The following is a 20,686-nucleotide window of genomic DNA, read 5'->3' as shown; positions in this document are numbered from 1 at the left end:
CATCGTTTGCCGCGTGCCTGGCCGGTTCCTACACTCGCTGTCATTGCCATTCGATGGAGGGGGGACGGGAACCATGAGCGCTTATCGACTCTACTATTCGCCGGACGCGTGCTCGCTCGCCGCGCACATCGCGCTTGAAGAAACCGGCGCGCCGTTCGACGCCGAGCCGGTGCTCGTATCGCGCCGCGAGCACCTCGGCGAGCGCTATCTCGCGATCAATCCGAAGGCGCGCGTGCCCGCACTCGCGATTCCCGGCGAGACGCGCGTGCTGACCGAGACGCCCGCAGTTCTCACGTATCTCGCGCGCAAGCATCCGGAAGCGGGTCTGCTGCCGATCGACGATCCGTTGCGTGAGGCGCGGTGTCACGAGTGGCTCGCGTGGCTCGTCGGGTGGGTGCATGGCGTCGGATACGGCGCGCTGTGGCGGCCGGGACGGTTCATCGACGACGCGTCGACTCATTCGGCGATCTCCGCGCATGGCCGGCGCGTGATCGAAGCGGCGAACGGCGAGATCGAGGCGGCGCTGCGCGACGGGCGGCAATGGGCCGAGCCGGACGGATATTCGATCGTCGATCCGTTCTTGCTCGTGCTGTATCGATGGGGGCGCGCGGTCGGTCTCGATATGGACCGCTGCGAAGCATGGGGTGCGCACGCGGCGCGGGTCGCGGAGCGTGACGCGGCGAAGCGGGCGTTGGAGCGGGAGGGGCGGTGAGGCGCTCAGCGATGCAGGCGCGCCGTCGTCGGCCCGAATTCGCTCGTCGGCGTGCTCAATCTTGCGCGCGCCCGATGGTGTCGGGTCCGGGCCGACGACGGCGCCGTTTCATGGGCAAGGCGGAGCCGCCGCGACCGTGACCGGCGAGGTCGATATGCCGTTGGCGTCCTCATGCAATTGCCGCACCCGGATGCGCGCGGGACCGACGTCGCCTTCGGCGGAGACTTCGAATCCTGCCCGGGCTTCGGCGTGAACGTGCCCGCTCCGCGCGGCGGCGTTTCGATATACGTCGTCGCGCCTCGCAAGATCCGACGCGAAATCCGGGCGCTGATGGTCAGGGGCCGGTCGGCGGCTACGATGTACTCGTGGTAATAACGGGCGGCGTCGGGCGGCACCGGCATGCCGACGGTCTCGTTCGTCAAGCTGGTCAGTCCGCACGACGACGGCAACGCCCGCTGGTGCGCAGCCGGCCCATTTTCGGTTGGTCCTCCGCGGGCGTGCGCAAAGTCAAACCGGCACCTCCGAAGTCAACTTCACCTTCTGCAGCGGGATCTCGGTCTTCACGCTCTGCACGCCCTTGATCCGCGTCAGATGATGCATCTGGAATTGCCGGTAGTCGTCGATGTCGGCGGCGACGACTCGCAGCAGAAAATCGCAGTCGCCCGCCATCAGGTGGCACTCGACGACCTGCGGCAGTTGCCGGACTGCTTCGGCGAAGTGATCGACCGTGTCGGCGTCCTGCTCTTTCAGCCAGACACGCGTGAACACGGTCAACCCCTTGCCGACCTTCGCGGGATTGAGCACCGCGACGTACCGTTCGATCACGCCGGCTTTCTCGAGCAGCCGGACTCGTCTGAGGCACGGCGAAGGCGACAGGCTGACTTCTTTCGCGAGCTCGACGTTCTGCAGCCGGCCGTCGCGTTGCAGGGCTTGCAGGATGCGTCGATCGATGGCGTCGAATTTCATTGGAATCCAATTCCAGGAAGATTAAAAAAATGGGTTGTTCATACTAATTTGATACCGAAATATAGCAACAACGCAACCCGATTTCATCGAATTTGGCAGACAATATTGCCCCTCGAAGGAGGTGTAATGAACAGTTTGCCGACGTCAACCGTCATTTCCGAGGAATCCACCGCAAAATCCGAAGCCTGGCGCGGCTTGCGCGCATCGCTGCCCGTGATGCTCGGCTTCATTCCGTTCGCGCTCGTGCTGGGCGCGCAGGCGACGCAAAAAGGCTTGAGCGTCGTCGAAGTGCCGCTGATGACCGGCCTGAATTTCGGCGGCGGCTCCGAATTCACCGCGATCCGGTTATGGACGTCGCCGCCGCACATCCTGCTCATCGTCGCGATGTCGTTTCTGGTGAACTGCCGGCACATCCTGATGGGCGCGGCGTTCGCGCCGTATCTCCGGCACCTGTCGCGCAGGCGGACTTTTCCGGCGCTCTTCTTCATGTGCGACGAGAGCTGGGCGATGGCGCTCGCCGACGCGCGGCAGCAATCGCGCAGCCGCATCAGCTTTCCGTATTACCTGGGCGTGTCGGCAGGGCTGTACCTCACGTGGATCGCGTGCACCGCGCTCGGCGCGACATTGGGGCCCACGATCGGCGACGTCGAGCAATACGGCTTCGACATGGCGTTCACCGCGGTTTTCCTCGTGCTGCTCCGGGGCATGTGGAAAGGCGCGCGCGCGTGCCGTCCGTGGCTCGTCAGCCTCGTCGTAGCGGCGGCGACTTACCTGCTCGTGCCGGGCGCCTGGTACGTCGCGGCGGGCGCGCTCGCCGGCCTCGTCGCCGCCGTCGCCTGGGGAGAGCCGTCATGATCGATGTATCGACGCTGCTGACGATCGTGCTGATGGCCTCGTCCACTTACCTGAGCCGGATTCTCGGCTACGTCGTGCTGCGTAATCGCACGCTGAGCCCGCGCATGCTGTCGGTGATGGAAAATGTGCCGGGATGCGTGCTGGTGGCGGTGATCGCGCCGGCGTTCGTCTCGGACAAGCCGGCCAATTTGCTCGCGCTGGCGATTACGCTGCTCGCGGCCACCCGACTGTCGATTTTGCCGACCGTGATCATCGGCGTCGTGTCGACCGGCTTGTTGCGGCATCTGCTCGGTCAGTAGCGGAACATGGACAACCGCCGAAACGCGACGAAAGACTGCTGGGTCGACACCGGAAGGGGGCGCTTGTTCGTGCGGTGCTGGCCCGCGCCGCATCATGCGGACGCGCCCGACAGCCTGCCGCCCATCGTCCTGCTTCACGATTCGCTCGGCTGCGTTCACCTGTGGCGGACGTTTCCGAACGCGCTGGCCGAATGCACGGGGCGGCGGGTGATCGTCTACGATCGCCTCGGCTTCGGGCAGTCCGATCCCCGCACGGACGCGCTCGACGCCGACTTCGTTCGCGACGAGGCCCGGCGATTCTTCCCGATGCTGCGCGAACAGCTCGGCTTCGATCGTTTCGTCGCGTTCGGCCATAGCGTCGGCGGCGGCATGGCGGTGCACTGCGCGGCGGCGTATCCGTCGGCGTGCGAAGCGTTGATCACCGAATCCGCCCTGGCGTTCGTCGAAGGCAGGACGCGCGCCGGCATCGTCGACGCGCGCGAACAGTTCAAGCAGCGCGAGACCTTCGAACGTCTGCAGGTGTATCACGGCGAGAAGACGCGCTGGGTGCTGGACGCGTGGATCGAGACGTGGCTGTCGCCGGCGTTTTCCGATTGGTCGTTGAACGATGTCCTGCCGCAGGTGACGTGCCCGACGCTCGCGATCCACGGCAGCGACGACGAATACGGGTCGAACCTTCATCCCGAGACGATCGTGCGCTCGGTCGGCGGACCGGCGCAGATCGAAATCGTGCGCGGCGTGCGGCATGTGCCGCATCGCGAGCGCGAGCGTTGGGTGGCCGAGCGCGTCGCCGGATTCATCGGCGCGAATCGACGCGGCGTCGACGAATAGGCCGTATGCCGGTCGGCGGTGCCGGCCGGGCTTTCCGGGGCGAGCGCCAGCGGAGGCCAACTGCCGCGTTTGCGGGGCTGCAAATCGGCAAATCGGCAAATCGGCAAATCGGCGCATCGCGCGATGAGGCGGCGCTCGAATCGGTGGACTCGAGCCGTCGCCGCATGACGAATCCGCCGGCGATCGACGGATGTCCGCGCGCTCAGACTTCGGCCGTCTCGCTCCGCCGCAGCGCTTCCCAATGCCTGACCAGCCGCGCCGCGAGCGCGTCGCTCACCGGCAGGAACGGCAGCCGCAGCGCGTTGTCGCACCAGCCCTGCGCGGCGAGTAGCGCTTTCACGGGCGCAGGATTCGGTTCCGCGAACAGATCGGCGACGAGCGGCTGCAGCGCGACGGCGACCCGTCGCGCGTCGTCGAGCCTGCCTTCGCGCAGGAGCGCATGGATGCGCACGTGCCACGCGGGCAGCACGTGCGCGGCGCTCGCGATCACGCCGTGCGCGCCCGCGCAAAGCGCCGCGAAATTCTGGTTGTCGTCGCCGGAGAAGATGCGAAGCGGCGTTTCGTGCACGAGACGCAGCATGCGCTCGAGGGTCCCGCCGCATTCCTTCACGCCGACGACGCGCGCATCGCGCGAGAGCGCCTGCAGCGTGTCGAGCTCGACGTTTACGCCGGTCCGATATGGAATGTTGTAGACGAGTACGGGCAGATCCGCCGCTTCGACGATCGCTTCGATGTGCCGCTGCACGCCGGCTTGCGTCGGCCTCATGTAGACGGGCGGCGTCGCGAGCAGCCCGTCCGGGCGCAGCGACGCGAGTTCCCGCGCGCGCTCGGCGGCCGCGTGCGTTGCGCTCGCCGTCAAGCCGAGCACGATCGGAAGATTCGGCGCGGCGTCGCGCAGCGTCGCGAAAATTGCTTCCTGTTCGCCCGCGTGCAGGAGCGCGCCTTCGCCCGTCGTCGCGCCGGCGACGAAGCCCGCAATCCTCTCGGCCGCGTAGTGACGCGCCAGGCGCGCGAGCGCCGGATGGTCGATCTCGCCATCGTGGAACGGCGTGATGAGCGGAAGCCAGATACCTTCGAAACGTGATTGCATGTGCATCCTCTGGTATTACTGTGTCACAAAAATATATAACAAGAGCACTTTAGCACTGTTCATGAGAAGCGATGAGACGGTGCAACGCCGCGTGATACGCACAACTACCTTCAATGGCAATGGAGCCGTTGTCGTGCGTGGCTGCATCGCCAGCAGGTCTGCTGCTATGGGATGAGAACGATCGAAGCGCATCAGGATGGTCCGCTGCACTGGAGCCTCATGGTGTTCGTCCGCGACTCTGCGCACGTGAAGCTCGCGCGCGCGGCCATTAATCGCCATTTCCTGTTGAACGACTTGTCTGACGAACCTGACACGTGGATTCACCGTATTCGTTTCGAGCACGCCAAGTCGGCGAAAGGCGGTGCCACGGATTACATTGCCAAGTCCATCTCCAAGCATATCGATGAAAAGGGAATTGAACATGATCTCCCCGCAGTTCCCGTTTGCTGTCGTGACATAGCTGCGTTATTTGGATGCGAACGAGCACGTGAGGCGCGCGTCAGCCGAGCGGCGCGAACGAAATGAAGGGGCGGATAGTTGGAGTTATCCGCCCTTCATTTTCGGACGAGCACCGAAGCGGATGGCCGGGGACGTTGACATGGCGCGCGCAGCGGCGCAAGCGGGTTCGATCGGGCAAGCGACGGCGACCGGACGAGGCACGTCGAGCCGGCGCCCGCGGTTGGGTGAGCGCTGGCGACGCTTCCCGTCAGTGCGCTGCGTCGGCAAAACGCCTATAATGAACGGGCAAATTGCCACGGAGATGACGATGACCACCATCGCATTCAAGCCGACCGGCACCGCCGATCCCCGCCGCACCGAATTCGGCGTGCTCGAGCGCTTGCTGGAGGCTCGCGTCCGATCCGGCGCCGATCTGGCCGAGCTTGCCAGCGCGCGAGTCGAGGTCAGCGTGATTGACCGGTTCTCGGAGCTGGGGCTGAAGAACGACGAATTGGCGTTCATCATTCCGCGTCGTACGCTGACCCATCGCCGCCAGCATCACGAGCGTTTGTCGACCGATGAGTCGGACAAGGCGATTCGGCTCGCGAAGATCCTCGCGCAGGCGACCGCGACCTTCGGCTCGCCGGACAAGGCGATGACGTGGCTGCGCGAAGGCCTGACGCGCTTCGGTGGCAGATCGGCCCTCGATATGGCGAGTACCGAGCATGGCGCACGGCTGGTCGAGGAGGCGTTGATCCAGATCGACGAAGGGTACTTTGCCTGATGCTGCTGTGGCGAATCAGTAACTATGCCGATCTGAAAGGCATCGGCGGGCTGCGCGCGGCGGGGCGATGGCACTACGCGGGCCAGCCCGTCGTCTATCTCGCCGAGCATCCGGCGCTCGCCTTGCTCGAGACGCTGGTGCATCTGGAGATTCGCAGCGTCGACCAACTGCCGGACGGCTATCAGCTGCTGCGCGTCGAGATCCCCGACGCGGTGACGGTGGCGGAGATTGCCGAGGCCGACACGCCCGTCGACTGGCGGCAGAATCCCGGCTGGACCCGCGGCGCGGGCACCGAATGGCTGGGCGCACAACCGAGCGCCCTGCTGCGCGTGCCGAGCGCTATCGTGCCGTTCGCGCATAACTGCCTGCTGAATCCTGCCCATGCTGACGCCGGTGTCGTGCGGATTGTCGAAATCGTGCAAGCGCCGCACGATAGCCGCATTCTGAAATTGCTCGCGGGAGGCGGGTAAGAAACGGTTTCATCAAGACTGCGGATCACACTTGAGCGTATTCCAGCAGGTCAAACAGCAGCCGAGCTTCAAGGGGTAATCGTCCGATTCGTGCAATTTCTGGCGGTGTTGTCCAGAAAGGCGTTATCTCAATGGACTGCTGTCTTAGCGGGGCGGGCGATCAACAAGACCCGCGAGCCTTGCCGGCCGCGGTCCGGCGCTAGGTAGCCGCAGATTTCGCGCGAATCGGACGATTACCCCTATCGGGACACGCGTGCGCCCGCGCGAGCCTCAGCCTGGCGAATGTTCGAAATGTCGATCGGTCAGAGTGAGCTGGTTGATTTCATATTTGTAATCGAGGAACGCCCGGAAGCTGCTGAAATGCTCGTCGACGAGCGCGATCGCTTCGGCCCGCTTTTCATTGGATAACGGCTGTTCGAGGAAGACCGATGAATCAATCGGGTGATCCATCTCGCTGTCGATGTGCTCGGCCCCCAGATAACACAGCCTGTCGCCCGTATCCGCCTCGTAAGCGGCCGCAATCCTGCGGGATGTGGTGAAGAAGATCTTCGAGGTCGCTTCGCCGGCCTCCATCGCGGCCATTCGCAACAGCGGGCAGTCGCCGCAGCGCCGCGCGCGAGCCATGACCGAATACATGTACTCGCGAACTGGTTCGCCGGTATCGTCCCAGATCAGTTTGATCGCGCTTTCGCAATCGAAGGCCTTGTCGTTCGCATCCAGGGTCTTGAGATCGGCCACCATCAGCTGCCAATGCGAGCTGTCGACGTCGACATGCTCGTTGATTGCCCGCTGCAGCTTGTCCGCCGGCGTCTTGTAGTGGTAGTACATCCGGTTGATGTCCCTGAACGTCATCGCAAAATGAATGAGAAGCGGCGCCCATGTCCGCATCAATTCCTTGATTTCCGGAACTGTGACGTTGGCGAGCTGCGGGAAGAACGGATGATCGGCAAGGGATTCTTTTTTTACGCGGATTCTATCGAGAACTTTCCTCATGATGAAAACTCCTATTTGATTTAATTGACCAATCAATTTATTAAATTGAGGGCGGTATCGCATCCGGGCATAAACCGCAAACCTCAATGCCCATTCTATAATTCCAGCATGAATTTAAAAGGCGCAATGCAAGTAAAAACAACCGCAAATCAATATCGACCAGACCCGATCAAATTGACTCATAAGGATTTGAATCTTAATTTTGATATTCGCAAAACTTAAAATATTGAAATTTATTTTTTCGATATTGAAATCGTTCGCGCCAATTCCTGAGCGTGCTACCGTTTCACGAATCCCATAGCCGAGGCTATCAGGCCGCTTGCCCCTGTTGAAGGGCAGCCCAATTCTTCTCGAACGTCATGGGGCTGACGTAGTTCAATGTCGAATGTAGTCGGCGAGCATTGTAGAAGCCGGGCCAGTCGACGATTTCATCCATCGCGGCACGCCGCGTCGCGAAGTGCCGACCGTGCAGTCGTGCGACCTTCAGCGAACCCCACAGGCTTTCGGTTGGCGCATCGACGCTCCTATGTCAAGTTGTGTGCGTCGAATCAGCCAGATCGGCCAAGATCGGGTGGGGGGAGCAACGGAACAGCGAACCGATTTAAACCGCATCGGCACACCGCAGCGATCTGTCGCGGCCAGGACGCTTGACTATCCGACTGTCCGAATTTTCGCGGGCACCTCTCCGTTGCCGTCGCTCAATACGCTGCGTGCGCGGCTCGTTGTACTGGCCCGGTGGTATCAGGTTCGAGCGTCGTGCGCGGCGCTTCCACCGGTGCGCGGTGCGATGGGGCGTCGCGGCTCGGCGCACACCGTCGAATCGCCAAGCTGCCGAGTCGCCCGACCATCGAGCTGCCGAACCTTCCCCGCCCGTCCCGCCAAATCAGCTTTCGCGCATCGCTATCCACGACAGATTGGCTCGTATCGCAGCATTCGCCGCTAAAATCGTCGCTTACCAAAACCTGACGAATCACCCCGAACCACCAGCGGAGCACCAACGATGAAGCACACCCAAGGAATCGGCCGCCGGCTCTTCGCCGGCATCGCTGCGGCGATGCTCGTGACGGCCGCGCACGCCGACACGTCGCTGCTGAACGTGTCCTACGACGTCACGCGCGAGCTGTACAAGGACATCAACGCGAGCTTCACTGCCGCGTACAAGCAGAAGACGGGCGAGGCGGTGTCGATCCGTCAGTCGCACGGCGCGTCGAGCGCGCAGGCGCTGTCGGTGCTGCAAGGGCTGCAGGCGGATGTCGTGACGATGAACCAGCCGAACGACATCGATCTCCTCGCCGAGCGCGGCCAGCTGCTGCCGAAGGACTGGCGCACGCGCTTGCCGAACAACAGCTCGCCGTACTCGACGACGATGGTGTTCCTCGTGCGCCACGGCAATCCGAAGCAGATCAGGGACTGGAGCGATCTCGCGAAGCCGGGCGTGCAGGTGATCATCGCGAATCCGAAGACGTCGGGCAACGGCCGCTACGCGTATCTCGCCGCGTGGGGCTATCAGAAGCTGAAGGGCGCGACCGATCAACAGGCGCTCGATTTCGAGAAGGCGATCTTCCGCAACGTGCCGGTGCTCGACTCCGGCGGCCGCGGCGCGACGACGACGTTTACGCAGCGCGGGATCGGCGACGTGCTCGTCACGTTCGAGAACGAGGTCGCGCTGATCGACACGGGCGCGGCGGGCGCGAGCTTCGACGCCGTCTATCCGTCGGCGAGCATCCTTGCGGAGCCGCCCGTCGCGATCGTCGACAAGGTCGTCGACAAGAAGGGCACGCGCAAAGAGGCGCAGGCGTATCTCGAGTATCTGTATTCGCCCGCGGGGCAGGAGATCGTCGCGCGGCACCATCTGCGTCCGCGCGATCCGAACGTGCTGAAGAAGTACGCGAGCGAGTTCAAGCCGCTCAAGACGTTCAGCGTCGAGCAGATCTTCGGCAACTGGGCGAACGCGCAGAAGACGCATTTCGCCGATGGCGGCACGTTCGACAAGATCATCGTCGATCGCAAGTAAGCGTCGGCCAGTCGACGGTTCGCGCGCACCGCTCGGCATCCGCCCGGATCGGAATTGCCGCGCGACCGTTTCATTGTTTTCCGCTGGTTGATGCTTGCATTATTCTTTCGGAAATTCACGGGCGCATTCCATTCAATCGGAATGTGCCCGTTTTGTTTTCATTCTCCGGTTTGGATGCCGATTCCGTCCGCGCGCTTTGGCATTTCCCGATAAGTGTCTTGTTGCGGCGGAATCGCGGTTTATCGCAACTCGCCGAGCTGCGGCTCTTCGATGTTCGCCGATTCTCTGTTGGCGCGACAGATGTCCATATATCGAGATGCGCGTCGTGTGCATCGCATCTCGCTCGTCGCACGAGATTGCGTTCCAGCAAGAGGCAAATGCGGCCGGATTTATCCTTTTGCCATCGAATAATCAACGGTGGAAATGGTGGTTGACGAGCCATTTTTTCATAATTACGATGCGAAAAATTGAGTAAATCAATTGAGATAATACCGAGGAAGGCATTGCGTCGTCATGCCTTACGTATTGAAATAAATAGAAAGCGAAAATGAAAAGATCGATGGATGGAGGGCGCGCCGGATCGGCGGGATGGCGTCGCCGGATGTCGGCGGCGGCGGTTGTTTCGACGATGCTGCTGGCACTGGGAGGGTGTGGCGACGATCTGCAGAGCAGCACGACGCCCGCGCAGCTCAATCAACCGTACACCGACACGACCGCTTACTCGCCGAAGGCGGGCGACGGGCTCCCCGCGTCGCAGGCATCCGAGCGCGCCGCGGTGATGAGCCATCAATGGTCGTCGAACGGCGCGTCGGTCGACTACCTGACCACGACAGGACATTTGACGGCCTGCGATCCGAACGGCAACGCGGAAGCGACGATGTCGTATGTCGCTTATACCGCCCCGAGCCAGAACGGTTCGCCGCGGCCCGTCACCTTCTTCTACAACGGCGGGCCCGGTTCGTCGTCGGTGTGGCTGCGGCTCGGTTCGTTCGCGCCGACGCGCGTCGCGACGCCCGATCCGCTGATGACCAACTGGCCGAATTTCCCGCTCGTCGACAATCCGGAAAGCCTGATCGCGACCACCGACATGGTGTTCATCGATCCGCCCGGCACCGGCCTGTCGGAGGCCATCCAGCCGAACACGAACCAGACGTTCTGGGGCGCGGACGCCGACGTCAAGGTGATGCGCGATTTCATTCGCCGCTATCTGTCCGTCAACGGCCGCAGCGGATCGCCGATCTACCTGTACGGCGAATCGTACGGCACGCCGCGTACGGACATGCTCGCGCTTGCGCTCGAATCGGCGGGCGTGCAGCTGACGGGCATCGTGTTGCAGTCGTCGATCCTGAACTACATGGCGGCGACCGGGGATCAGGCGGTCGGCGCCTTCCCGTCGTATGCGCAGGTGGCGGCGTACTTCAACCAGGTGTCGCCGTCGCCGACGAATCTGGGCGCGTATGCGCAGCGCATTCAGGATTTCGCGACCGCGCAGTACACGCCGATCGTGCATTACGCGACGGCCTCGACGGCGGTGTCTCCGGACGGCGGCACGCTCGCGGTATGGTCGACGCAAACGAGCATGACGACCGCATCGCTCAACGCGTACTTCCTGTATTTCTATGACACCGAGGCTTCGCCCGGTCAGACGACGCTCGTGCCGGGCTACACGATCGGCCGCTACGATGGCCGCGTGTCGCTGCCGAACGGCGATCCGCGTCTTGCGAGCGACGACGACCCGTCAGACATCCTGATCTCGAAGCCGTTCACGACGGCGCTGGCGTCGCAGATGCCGAACGACCTCGGCTACACCGCGCCGAACGCGACGTATCAGACGCTGAATCCCGACATCATCGGCGCGTGGAATTTCAGCCATGCGGGGCAGCCATATCCGGACACGATCCCGGATCTGCTCGCCGCGCTGCAACTGAATCCGAAGCTGAAGGTGCTGGCGTCGAACGGCTATCATGATCTCGCGACGCCGTATTTCGAAACGGAAAAGGAGCTCGCGCGGCTGCAGACGGTGTCCGGTCTCGATCCGAATCTGCAGGTCACGTTCTATCAGGGCGGCCACATGATCTACCTCGACGATGCCGCGAGGCCGCAGATGAAGTCGGATCTCGTCGCGTTCTACCAGAACCAGCCCGTGGCGAACGCGCTGACGCTCGCGGCGCTGCCGTCGCCGTGGCCCGACGAGAGCCCGGCCAATACGCCGACGGCGAAAATCGCGCGGGCCGCCGCGGCCCGCTGAGTTTGCGGCGAGCGGACCGCGCCATCGGCGGCCCGCTCCTTGAAACCCGATATTGCGAGTCACGTCATGTTCCAGATTCTTCAGTTGCAGCGCGTGTTCCCGGCTATCGCACTCATTGTCGCCGCGACGTTCGCGTTGAGCGCATCCGCTGAAACCTTGCAGGCCGTCTCGTCCGTTCCGCCGCTGCACGGCGGCGTCGACGGTCCGTTCTTCCCGAAGGCCGCTTCCGCCGTGCCGGCGTCGGCTTCCGCGACGACGGGCGTGCAGTTGCAGCAGCAGGCGCAAAGCCGGCTCGCGGCGAGCCTCGGCGCGAGCGGCGCGCTCGGCAACGGCGCGGCGGTCACGAAGGCGCAGGCGCAAGCGAGCGGCCTCGGCTACGTCGCGAAGCATTTCGATGAAATCGACGCCGCGCATACCGGCAAGGTCACGCTCAAGCAGGTTCAGCAATTTATCGAGCAGCCGCGCCAGTGACGGGCGGCGGGGCCCGGCACCTGCCCGCGGAAGGCCGGGCGCGTCGCGCGCATCGAACGAACCGGGCGGCGTGACGACCGCATCGTAAGCGCTGCATGCTACGCTCGCCGCACCCGACCCCGGCGAGACTGCGATGAACGTCGATTCCTCTTCCCCGCACCCCCCCGAGCATCCCGCCGGCAGCGGCTCAGGCGCGCGCAAGCCGCCGCGCGGCGGCCGCAGGATCTGGTCCGGCACGCGCGACGTGATCGCGTACGGCATGCCGGCCTCGGTCTGGCGCGATCTCTACTACTGGGCGCTCAAGGTGAGCTGGCCCGTGTTCTTCGCGTCGCTCGCCGCGCTGTTCGTCGTGAACAACACGCTGTTCGCGCTGCTGTATCTGCTCGGCGACGCGCCGATCGCGAACCAGTCGCCACCCGGCTTCGCGGGCGCGTTCTTCTTCAGCGTCGAGACGCTCGCGACGGTCGGCTACGGCGACATGCATCCGCAAACCGTCTACGCGCACGTCGTCGCGACGCTCGAGATCTTCGTCGGGATGTCGGGGATCGCGTTGTCGACGGGGCTCGTGTTCGCGCGCTTCGCACGGCCGCGCGCGAAGATCATGTTCGCGCGCCATGCGATCGTGCGTCCGCTCAACGGCCGGATGACGCTGATGGTGCGCGCGGCGAACGCGCGGCAGAACGTGATCGCCGAGGCGCGCGCGAAGCTCAGGCTGATGCGGCGCGAGCAATCGTCCGAGGGCTATTCGCTGCTGAAGATCCACGATCTGACGCTCGTGCGCAGCGAGCATCCGATCTTCCTGCTCGGCTGGAACCTGATGCACGTGATCGACGAATCGAGCCCGCTGTTCGGCGAGACGGCCGAATCGCTCGCCGAGCGCCGCGCGCTGCTGCTCGTGATGATCGAGGGCTCCGACGAAACCACCACGCAGATGATGCAGGCGCGCCACGCGTGGGAGCACGGCGACATCCGCTGGCATCACCGCTATGTCGATCTGATGAGCGAGGTCGACGGCATGACGCACATCGACTACACGCGCTTCAACGACGTCGAGCCGATCGAATCGCAGCCGGCGGCCGATGCATCCGATGCGCCCGGCATGGCCGGTGCGCCGAGCACGCCGAGCACGCCGAGCACGCCGAGCACGCCGAGCACGCCGACTACGCCGACTACGCCGACTACGCCGACTACGCCGTCCGCCGAAGGCGGCGCCCGCCTGGTCTGACCCTGCTGATTCGGCTCGAAGCGAAATCCTTCTCAAATTGCAAGCAAAGCTTCAGCCGTCTTTCTCGAAAACGCTGATCGATATCAAGATGAGCAAAGAAATTCTTCTATTGGCGTAAAAAAATAAAGTGTATTGGGTTGCGCATCGAAATGGAGAGCCACGCCTTTCCGGCGCGAGGCGATGCCGCAATCGCGAACAGCACATCGAGGAGACGACAATGAACGCTCGCCTGCCGGTCGACGGCCCGCCCGCGTTGGCCGACTATCGCCTGACCGACAATCTTTCCGCGACGCGCGGCCGCATCTTCCTGACGGGCACGCAGGCGCTCGTGCGCCTGTTGCTGATGCAGCGCGCGCTCGACGCCGAGCAGGGCATGAACACGGCGGGCTTCGTCAGCGGCTATCGCGGCTCGCCGCTCGGAATGGTCGACCAGCAACTATGGAAGGCGAAGAAGCAGCTCGACGCGTGCGGCGTGCGCTTCCTGCCCGCGATCAACGAGGAACTCGGCGGCACGGCGGTGCTCGGCACGCAGCGCGTCGAGGCCGATCCGGAGCGCACCGTCGACGGCGTGTTCGCGATGTGGTACGGCAAGGGTCCGGGCGTCGACCGCGCGGGCGACGCGCTCAAGCACGGCAACGCGTACGGCTCGTCGCCGCACGGCGGCGTGCTCGTGGTGGCGGGCGACGATCACGGCTGCGTGTCGTCGTCGATGCCGCATCAGAGCGACTTCGCGATGATCGCGTGGCACATGCCGATCGTGAATCCGTCGAACATCGCCGACATGCTCGAGTTCGGCCTGTACGGCTGGGCGATGTCGCGCTACTCGGGCGCGTGGGTCGGCTTCAAGGCGATCTCGGAGACGGTCGAGTCCGGCTCGACCGTCGATCTCGACGCGCTGACGATGCGCTGGCCCGCGCCCGAAGGCTTTGCGCCGCCCGCGGGCGGCCTGCACAACCGCTGGCCCGATCTGCCGAGCCTCACGATCGAGGCGCGGCTCGCCGCGAAGCTCGACGCGGTGCGGCACTTCGCGCGCGCGAACAGCATCGACAAGTGGGTGGCGAAGAGCGTGCACGCGAATGTCGGCATCGTCACGTGCGGCAAGGCGCATCTGGATCTGATGGAGGCGCTGCGCCGGCTCGACCTGACGCTCGCCGATCTCGACGCGGCCGGCGTGCGGATCTACAAGGTCGGCCTGTCGTTCCCGCTCGAGACGTCGCGGATCGACACGTTCGTCGACGGCCTCGCCGAAGTGCTCGTGATCGAGGAGAAAGGCCCCGTGATCGAGCAGCAGATCAAGGACCATCTGTACAACCGCGCGCCACACGCGCGGCCTGTCGTGCTCGGCAAGCACGACGCGGCGGGCGCGCCGCTCCTGTCCGAGCTCGGCGAGCTGCGGCCGTCGCGGATCCTGCCCGTGTTCGCCGGCTGGCTCGCGCGCCACAAGCCCGCGCTCGATCGCCGCGCGCGCGTCGTCGATCTCGTCGCGCCGACGATCCTGTCGAACGAAGCCGATGCGGTGCGGCGCACGCCGTACTTCTGCTCGGGCTGCCCGCACAACACGTCGACGAAGGTGCCGGAGGGTTCGATCGCGCAGGCGGGGATCGGCTGCCACTTCATGGCGTCGTGGATGGAGCGCGACACGACAGGGCTGATCCAGATGGGCGGCGAGGGCGTCGACTGGGCCGCGCACGCGATGTTCACGAACACGCGCCACGTGTTCCAGAATCTCGGCGACGGCACGTATTTTCATTCAGGGATCCTAGCGATCCGGCAGGCGGTCGCCGCGCGCGCGAACATCACCTACAAGATCCTCTACAACGACGCGGTCGCAATGACGGGCGGCCAGCCCGTCGACGGCAGCATCTCGGTGCCGCAGATCGCACGGCAAGTCGAAGCGGAAGGCGTGTCGCGCTTCGTCGTCGTGTCCGACGAGCCGGAGAAGTACGACGGCCATCACGATCTGTTCCCGCAAGGCACGACATTCCACCATCGCCGCGAGCTCGACGCGGTGCAGCGCGAGCTGCGCGACACGCCGGGCGTGACCGTGCTGATCTACGACCAGACCTGCGCGGCCGAGAAGCGCCGCCGCCGCAAGAAGGGCGCGTTCCCCGATCCGGACAAGCGGCTCTTCATCAACGAAGCCGTCTGCGAAGGCTGCGGCGATTGCGGCGTGCAGTCGAACTGCCTGTCGGTCGAGTCCGTCGAGACCGTGCTCGGCCGCAAGCGGCGCATCGATCAGTCGTCGTGCAACAAGGATTTCTCGTGCGTGAACGGCTTCTGCCCGAGCTTCGTGACGGTCGAGGGCGCGAAGCTGAAGAAGGCGGCGGGCGTCGCGTTCGACGAGGCCGCGCTCGCCGCGCGCGTCGATGCGCTGCCGCGCCCCGCGACGCATCTCGACGCCGCGCCGTACGACATGCTCGTGACAGGCGTCGGCGGCACGGGCGTCGTGACGGTCGGCGCACTCGTCAGCATGGCCGCGCATCTCGAAGGCAAGAGCGCGTCGGTGCTCGACTTCATGGGCTTCGCGCAGAAGGGCGGCGCGGTGCTGTCGTTCGTGCGGATTGCGTCGTCGGACGCGTGGCTCAATCAAGTCCGGATCGACACGCAGCAGGCCGACGTGCTGCTCGCGTGCGACATGGTCGTCGGCGCGAGCGCCGACGCATTGCAGACGGTGCGCCGCGAGCGCACGCGGATCGTCGTCAACCTGCATGCGATCCCGAACGCGGCGTTCGTTCGCGATCCGGATGCGAACCTGCACGCGGATGCGCTCGTCGCGAAGATGCGGCACGCGGCGGGCGACGGCTTCCTGTCGAGCTGCGACGCGCAGGCGCTCGCGACGAAGTTCTTGGGCGACACGATCGGCGCGAACATCCTGATGCTCGGCTTCGCGTGGCAGCAGGGGCGCGTGCCGGTGTCGCTCAATGCGCTGATGCGCGCGATCGAGATGAACGACGTCGCGGTGCCGATGAACAAGCTCGCGTTCTCGATCGGCCGGATGGCGGCGGGCGATGCGGCTGGCCTCGACGCGCTGTGGGACGCGCGCCATCCGGTGCACGAACCGCTGCCGCCGCAGACGCTCGACGCGCTCGTCGCCGATCGCGAGGCGCGCTTGGCCGACTATGGCGGCGCGCGTTACGTCGAGCGCTATCGCGCGCTCGTCGGCGCAGCGCGCGCGGCAGGCGACGAGCGTATCGCGCGCGCGGTCGCGACGACGTTCCATCGGCTGCTCGCGGTGAAGGACGAGTACGAGGTCGCGCGGCTCTATGCGGACGGCGCGTTCCGCACGGCGCTCGAAGCGCAGTTCGAAGGCGCCGCGGGCAAGGACTTTCGCGTCAAGTTCAACCTTGCGCCACCCGCGACCGCGAAGGCTGGCCGGGACGGCGCCGCGCCGAGAAAGCAGGTGTTCGGCCAATGGCTGTGGCCGGTGCTCGGCGTGCTCGCGCGCGTGCGCGGCCTGCGCGGTACGTGGCTCGATCCGTTCGGCCGCACGGTCGAGCGCAAGATGGAGCGCGCGTTCGCCGACGACTACGAGGCGACGATGCGCCGCGCGCTCGCGGCGCTTTCGCCGCAGACGGCCGATACGGTCGCGCGACTCGCCGAGCTGCACGCGAAGGCGCGCGGCTACGGGCACGTGAAGCTCGCGAACGTCGCGAGCGTGAAGCGCGCCGAGCGCGAACTGGCCGCGCGTCTTTCGATCGATGCGGCGACGGGCGCGGCCGTGCAGCGCGCGCTCGACGAGATGAAGGGCGCGGGCGCGCTGCGCGGGATTCCGGTCGTCGTCGCGAAGTCTTGAGCGCGGCGTGAGCGCCGTTTGAGCAGCGGCGGGCGGCTGCGCGGGGCATCGCGCGGCAGCCCGCCGTTTTTGCGCTGCTTCGGCTTCTTCGTTTTGCTCTTCGTCCGTCCGTTGTTTCGCCGCTCCGCCGTCCGCTCATCGAGCGACGATGACGCGCGTCGGCGCGCGCTGCGTCAGACGATCCCCTTCTTGCGCGTCGACAGCGCCGTTTCCGCCAGATCGACCTCGCGCATCAGCTTGGCGAGCGTCTCATCGTTGATCTTCTGCTCGCCGCGCAGCCGATAGAGCACCGTCCGCTCCGCGCGAATCGCCGCGATCTTCAGGTGCAATTCCATCTTCTCGGTCTGCCGCGCTTCCTCGCGCGGCGTCGCGCCGTCGTCGGCCAGGCCCGCGAGCCGGCGGCGGTACAGGTCCATCACGCGCGCCGTCACGTCCGCGCAGCGCGCGGCAGCCGTCTCGTCGAGATCGACGGCGAGCGTGTCGTGCGCCGCGTCGACCGCGCGGATCGCCGCCTGCGCGGCCGCCGCGCGCGCGGCGCGCTCTTCCTCCGCGTGCGGGTTGCGCATCGGGCGCACGCCGCGCAGCAGGAACGGCAAACCGATCACCGCGGCGACGAGCGAGCCGAGGATCACGCCCGACGCGACGAAGATCGCGATGTCGCGGCCCGCGAGCGGGGCGCCGTCGGCGAGCGCGACCGGAATCGACAGCACGCCGGCGAGCGTGATCGCGCCGCGCACGCCGCCCACCGTCATCACCGCGATCGTGCGCACGCCCGCCATCGTGCCGGCGAGGCCCTGCTTCGCCGCGCGACGGCTCGCGATCCAGCGCAGCAGCCACACCCACGCGAAGCGGATCGCGTAGAGCGCGGCGAGCATCGCGGCGACGTAGCCGATCAGCGCGCCGACGAGCGCATCGCTCGTATGGTGCGCGTCGACGAGCGCGCGGCCGATGATGTGCGGAAGCTGCAGCCCGAGCATGATGAACACCATGCCGTTGAACACGAACTCGATCATCGCCCACGTGCTCTCGGCGCGCACGCGCGCGGCGACCGTGCTGCTCTTCGAGAAGCTCGTGTAGTTCATCATCATCCCCGACGCGACGGCCGACAGGATTCCTGACAATGCGAGGTGCTCGGCGATCAGATACGACGCGAACGGCACGAGCAGCGTCATCACGATGCCGGGTGCCGGATCGCCTTCCTGCGCGGCGTTCAGGAAGCGCGTCGACAGCGCGCTGAACAGCCACGCGAGGGCCGCGCCCGTCGCGAGGCCGCCCGACGCGACGATCACGAAGCTGATCGACGCGTCGCGCAGCGAGAACATCCCGGTCAGCGCGGCCGCGATCGCGAACTTGAGCGCGACGAGGCCCGATGCGTCGTTCATCAGCGCTTCGCCTTCGAGAATATGCATCAGTTGCGGCGGGATGCGCCCCTTGCCCGCGATGCCGGACAGCGCGACCGCGTCGGTCGGCGACAGCACCGCGGCGAGCGCGAATGCGATCGGCAGCGGCAGGCCGGGAATCAACCAATGCGCGAAGTAACCGACCGCGAGTACCGTCATGAACACGAGGCCGAACGCGAGCATCAGGATCGCGCGCCGCTGCAGATACAGCTCGCGCTTCGGAATGCGCCAGCCGTCCGCGAACAGCAGCGGCGGGATGAACAGCAGCATGAAGATTTCGGGATCGAACGTGACGTGCAGGTTGAACCTCGGCCATGCCAGCACGGCGCCGATCGCGATTTGCATCAGCGGCAACGGCAGACGCAGCGGCAGCACGCGCGTCGCGACGCCCGACAGCGCGACCGCGAGCAACAAAATCAAAACAGTGAAGACGATTGCCATCGATGATTGAAACGGGGATGAAACGACGGTACGCAGTGTAGCGTGCGCACGAAATGCGCGTCGGGAAGCGAGGGTTGCGCACGGCCGCACTGTCATGGTGCGCACAATCCCCGTTCGAACGCATACGCAACGTATCGGGGGCCGACGCATCGGCGCCTGGGTTCGGACGACTGAGCACGGAGCTTGCTTGGAGCAATGCGACAACTACGATTGAACAACCGAGGATCACCGATGAAAACCCGCGAGCCGCATGTTTCGCCTGCAGACGTTTTCGTCATGAGGAGGGCCGCCGCATGACCACCACCGTCCAGCAGGAGCGTCCCGTCGCCGCGTCGCCGTATCGCTTCGAATCGGAGATGACGTCGGGTCTCGAGCGCGTCGCCGCGCACCACCACGATCTCACGCTGACGAGCGTGTTCCAGCCGATCTTCAGCCTGTCGCACATGCGCGCGGTCGGCTATGAGGCGCTGTTGCGCGCGCACGATGCGCTCGACCGGCCGGTGTCGCCGCTCGACGTGTTCGGCGAGGCCGCGCGCCACGGCGAAGCGACGCAGGTCGACCGCCTCGCGCAGGCGCTGCATCTCGAGAACTTCGCGCGCTTCGGCGCCGAGCGCGAGTGGCTGTTCCTCAACGTGCACCCAGGCGTGCTCACCGATCCGTTCCAGGCCGCCGCGCTGTTCGCGAACCTGAAACGGCTCGACATTCCGCCGCGGCGCGTCGTGCTCGAAGTGCTCGAGCAACGCGCCGACGATCTCGATCGGCTCGCCGACGCGGTGCGCGAGTTTCGCGAGCACGGTTTCCTGATCGCGCTCGACGATTTCGGCGCCGGTCATTCGAACATCGAACGAATCTGGCAGTTGAGTCCCGACATCGTGAAGCTCGACCGGATCATGCTGTCGCACGCGCAACATCGCACGGGGCTCACCGCGATCCTGCACGGGCTCGTCACGCTGTTGCACGAGGCGGGCAAGCTCGTGCTGATCGAAGGAATCGAGACCGAGCACGAGGCGCAAATCGCGCTGTCGTGCGAGGCGGATTTCGTGCAGGGCTATTTTTTCGCGCGTCCGGGGCCGGGGCTGCCCGACGGCGCGGCGGTGTCCGCCTGCATCGGCGAGCTGACCGAACGCTATCGCAAGCAGACCGAAGCGACCGAGCGGCGCGACGCGCAGCGGCTCGCGCCGTACCAGCGTGCGTTCGAGCGCGCGGCCGAGCGCCTCGCGGCGAGCGAGCCGCTCGACGAGGTCTGCTGGAACTTTCTCGCGCTCGATCACGCCGCGCGCTGCTTCCTGCTCGACGAACGCGGGCGGCAGGCGGGCCGCAATGTCGTGCTGCGCGCGGATCGCGCCGCGCACGAGACGCGCTTTCTGCCGCTCGCCGACGCGCAGGGCGCGAACTGGCTGAGGCGCCCGTATTTTCGGACGGCGATCGCCGAGCCGGGGCGCGTGCACGTGACGCGGCCGTATCTGTCGATCAACGAGGCGCTGCCGTGCGTGACGCTGTCGATCGCGGTCCGTGTGAACGACACGCTGTGCGTGCTCTGCGGCGATATCGACTGGATCGACGACGAGGAGCCGCTCGGCACCTGACGGCCGGCACGTCGGCGAGCCGCGGCCATGCCGGCCGCCGCGCGCCGTGTGCCGTGTGCCGTGTGTGGGG

The 20,686-nt window shown here is 65.5% G+C and carries 16 protein-coding genes and 2 pseudogenes; 13 read left to right on the top strand and 5 right to left on the bottom strand.

What is annotated here, in order from left to right:
• The first annotated feature begins 73 nt into the window (after positions 1 to 73).
• A complete protein-coding gene (locus tag WS70_RS17085; RefSeq protein WP_059471912.1) occupies positions 74 to 712 on the top strand; it encodes a glutathione S-transferase family protein in 639 nt (212 codons plus the stop codon).
• Positions 713 to 1,219: 507 nt separating this feature from the next.
• Here WS70_RS17085 and WS70_RS17075 read toward each other — a convergent pair.
• The gene (locus WS70_RS17075) at positions 1,220 to 1,678 is read right to left on the bottom strand and encodes an Lrp/AsnC family transcriptional regulator (protein WP_059471910.1); all 459 of its coding nucleotides are present in this window, start codon (positions 1,676 to 1,678) and stop codon (positions 1,220 to 1,222) included.
• Positions 1,679 to 1,804: 126 nt separating this feature from the next.
• Here WS70_RS17075 and WS70_RS17070 point away from each other — a divergent pair, with 126 nt between their 5' ends.
• Genes WS70_RS17070 through WS70_RS17060 form a run of 3 tightly spaced genes read left to right on the top strand, consistent with a single transcriptional unit; the run spans position 1,805 to position 3,663 of the window.
• The gene (locus WS70_RS17070) at positions 1,805 to 2,533 is read left to right on the top strand and encodes an AzlC family ABC transporter permease (RefSeq protein WP_059596829.1); all 729 of its coding nucleotides are present in this window, start codon (positions 1,805 to 1,807) and stop codon (positions 2,531 to 2,533) included.
• Positions 2,530 to 2,832 carry an AzlD family protein gene (locus WS70_RS17065; protein ID WP_059596828.1) on the top strand — a complete coding sequence of 101 codons (303 nt, stop codon included), beginning with the start codon at positions 2,530 to 2,532 and terminating at the stop codon, positions 2,830 to 2,832. Before WS70_RS17070 ends, WS70_RS17065 begins: the two co-directional genes overlap by 4 nt.
• A 6-nt stretch (positions 2,833 to 2,838) precedes the next feature.
• Positions 2,839 to 3,663 carry an alpha/beta fold hydrolase gene (locus WS70_RS17060; protein WP_059596827.1) on the top strand — a complete coding sequence of 275 codons (825 nt, stop codon included), beginning with the start codon at positions 2,839 to 2,841 and terminating at the stop codon, positions 3,661 to 3,663.
• Positions 3,664 to 3,865: 202 nt separating this feature from the next.
• Here the strand turns inward: WS70_RS17060 and dapA are convergent, their stop codons facing one another.
• Complete coding sequence (gene dapA, locus WS70_RS17055; protein ID WP_203235989.1) at positions 3,866 to 4,753, bottom strand: 4-hydroxy-tetrahydrodipicolinate synthase; 888 nt, start codon at positions 4,751 to 4,753, stop codon at positions 3,866 to 3,868.
• 138 nt (positions 4,754 to 4,891) lie between these two features.
• Here dapA and WS70_RS17050 point away from each other — a divergent pair.
• The 3 genes and pseudogenes from WS70_RS17050 to WS70_RS17040 all read left to right on the top strand — a co-directional run.
• Positions 4,892 to 5,278 (top strand): annotated as a pseudogene (locus WS70_RS17050) (replication endonuclease); the annotation flags it as partial.
• Positions 5,279 to 5,519: 241 nt separating this feature from the next.
• The gene (gene parS, locus WS70_RS17045) at positions 5,520 to 5,975 is read left to right on the top strand and encodes a type II RES/Xre toxin-antitoxin system antitoxin (protein ID WP_059471998.1); all 456 of its coding nucleotides are present in this window, start codon (positions 5,520 to 5,522) and stop codon (positions 5,973 to 5,975) included.
• The gene (locus WS70_RS17040) at positions 5,972 to 6,445 is read left to right on the top strand and encodes an RES family NAD+ phosphorylase (protein ID WP_108034005.1); all 474 of its coding nucleotides are present in this window, start codon (positions 5,972 to 5,974) and stop codon (positions 6,443 to 6,445) included. The genes parS and WS70_RS17040 overlap by 4 nt, the downstream gene beginning before the upstream one ends.
• 270 nt (positions 6,446 to 6,715) lie before the next feature.
• On the opposite strand, the gene WS70_RS17035 is transcribed toward WS70_RS17040, so the two are convergent.
• Positions 6,716 to 7,438, bottom strand: a complete 723-nt coding sequence (locus WS70_RS17035; protein WP_059471903.1) for a hypothetical protein — start codon at positions 7,436 to 7,438, stop codon at positions 6,716 to 6,718.
• Positions 7,439 to 7,748: 310 nt separating this feature from the next.
• Positions 7,749 to 7,955: pseudogene (locus WS70_RS17030) on the bottom strand (IS3 family transposase); the annotation flags it as partial.
• A gap of 483 nt (positions 7,956 to 8,438) precedes the next feature.
• Between WS70_RS17030 and WS70_RS17025 the strand changes: the two are divergent.
• The 5 genes from WS70_RS17025 to WS70_RS17000 all read left to right on the top strand — a co-directional run bounded on the left by WS70_RS17025 (position 8,439) and on the right by WS70_RS17000 (position 17,189).
• The gene (locus WS70_RS17025; protein WP_059596823.1) at positions 8,439 to 9,452 is read left to right on the top strand and encodes a sulfate ABC transporter substrate-binding protein; all 1,014 of its coding nucleotides are present in this window, start codon (positions 8,439 to 8,441) and stop codon (positions 9,450 to 9,452) included.
• 547 nt (positions 9,453 to 9,999) lie between these two features.
• Positions 10,000 to 11,700 carry a S10 family serine carboxypeptidase-like protein gene (locus tag WS70_RS17020; RefSeq protein ID WP_059596822.1) on the top strand — a complete coding sequence of 567 codons (1,701 nt, stop codon included), beginning with the start codon at positions 10,000 to 10,002 and terminating at the stop codon, positions 11,698 to 11,700.
• Positions 11,701 to 11,766: 66 nt separating this feature from the next.
• On the top strand, positions 11,767 to 12,171 hold the full coding sequence (locus tag WS70_RS17015; RefSeq protein ID WP_059596821.1) for a hypothetical protein: 405 nt from the start codon (positions 11,767 to 11,769) through the stop codon (positions 12,169 to 12,171).
• 133 nt (positions 12,172 to 12,304) lie between these two features.
• Positions 12,305 to 13,396: an ion channel gene (locus WS70_RS17010; RefSeq protein ID WP_226382776.1), complete on the top strand. Its 1,092-nt coding sequence runs from the start codon at positions 12,305 to 12,307 to the stop codon at positions 13,394 to 13,396.
• Between the two features lie 217 nt (positions 13,397 to 13,613).
• Positions 13,614 to 17,189 (top strand): indolepyruvate ferredoxin oxidoreductase family protein, encoded by a 3,576-nt coding sequence (locus tag WS70_RS17000; protein WP_059596820.1) that lies wholly within the window; start codon positions 13,614 to 13,616, stop codon positions 17,187 to 17,189.
• 173 nt (positions 17,190 to 17,362) lie between these two features.
• On the opposite strand, the gene WS70_RS16995 is transcribed toward WS70_RS17000, so the two are convergent.
• Positions 17,363 to 19,030 (bottom strand): Na+/H+ antiporter, encoded by a 1,668-nt coding sequence (locus WS70_RS16995; RefSeq protein WP_059471897.1) that lies wholly within the window; start codon positions 19,028 to 19,030, stop codon positions 17,363 to 17,365.
• Positions 19,031 to 19,323: 293 nt separating this feature from the next.
• Between WS70_RS16995 and WS70_RS16990 the strand changes: the two genes are divergently transcribed.
• Positions 19,324 to 20,616 carry a sensor domain-containing phosphodiesterase gene (locus WS70_RS16990; RefSeq protein WP_059596819.1) on the top strand — a complete coding sequence of 431 codons (1,293 nt, stop codon included), beginning with the start codon at positions 19,324 to 19,326 and terminating at the stop codon, positions 20,614 to 20,616.
• Positions 20,617 to 20,686: the final 70 nt, after the last annotated feature.

It is taken from the genome of Burkholderia mayonis, assembly GCF_001523745.2.
Lineage (GTDB): Bacteria > Pseudomonadota > Gammaproteobacteria > Burkholderiales > Burkholderiaceae > Burkholderia > Burkholderia mayonis.
The sequence above is the reverse complement of the archived record's forward strand: the minus strand, read 5'-3'. Positions and strand labels throughout refer to the sequence as shown.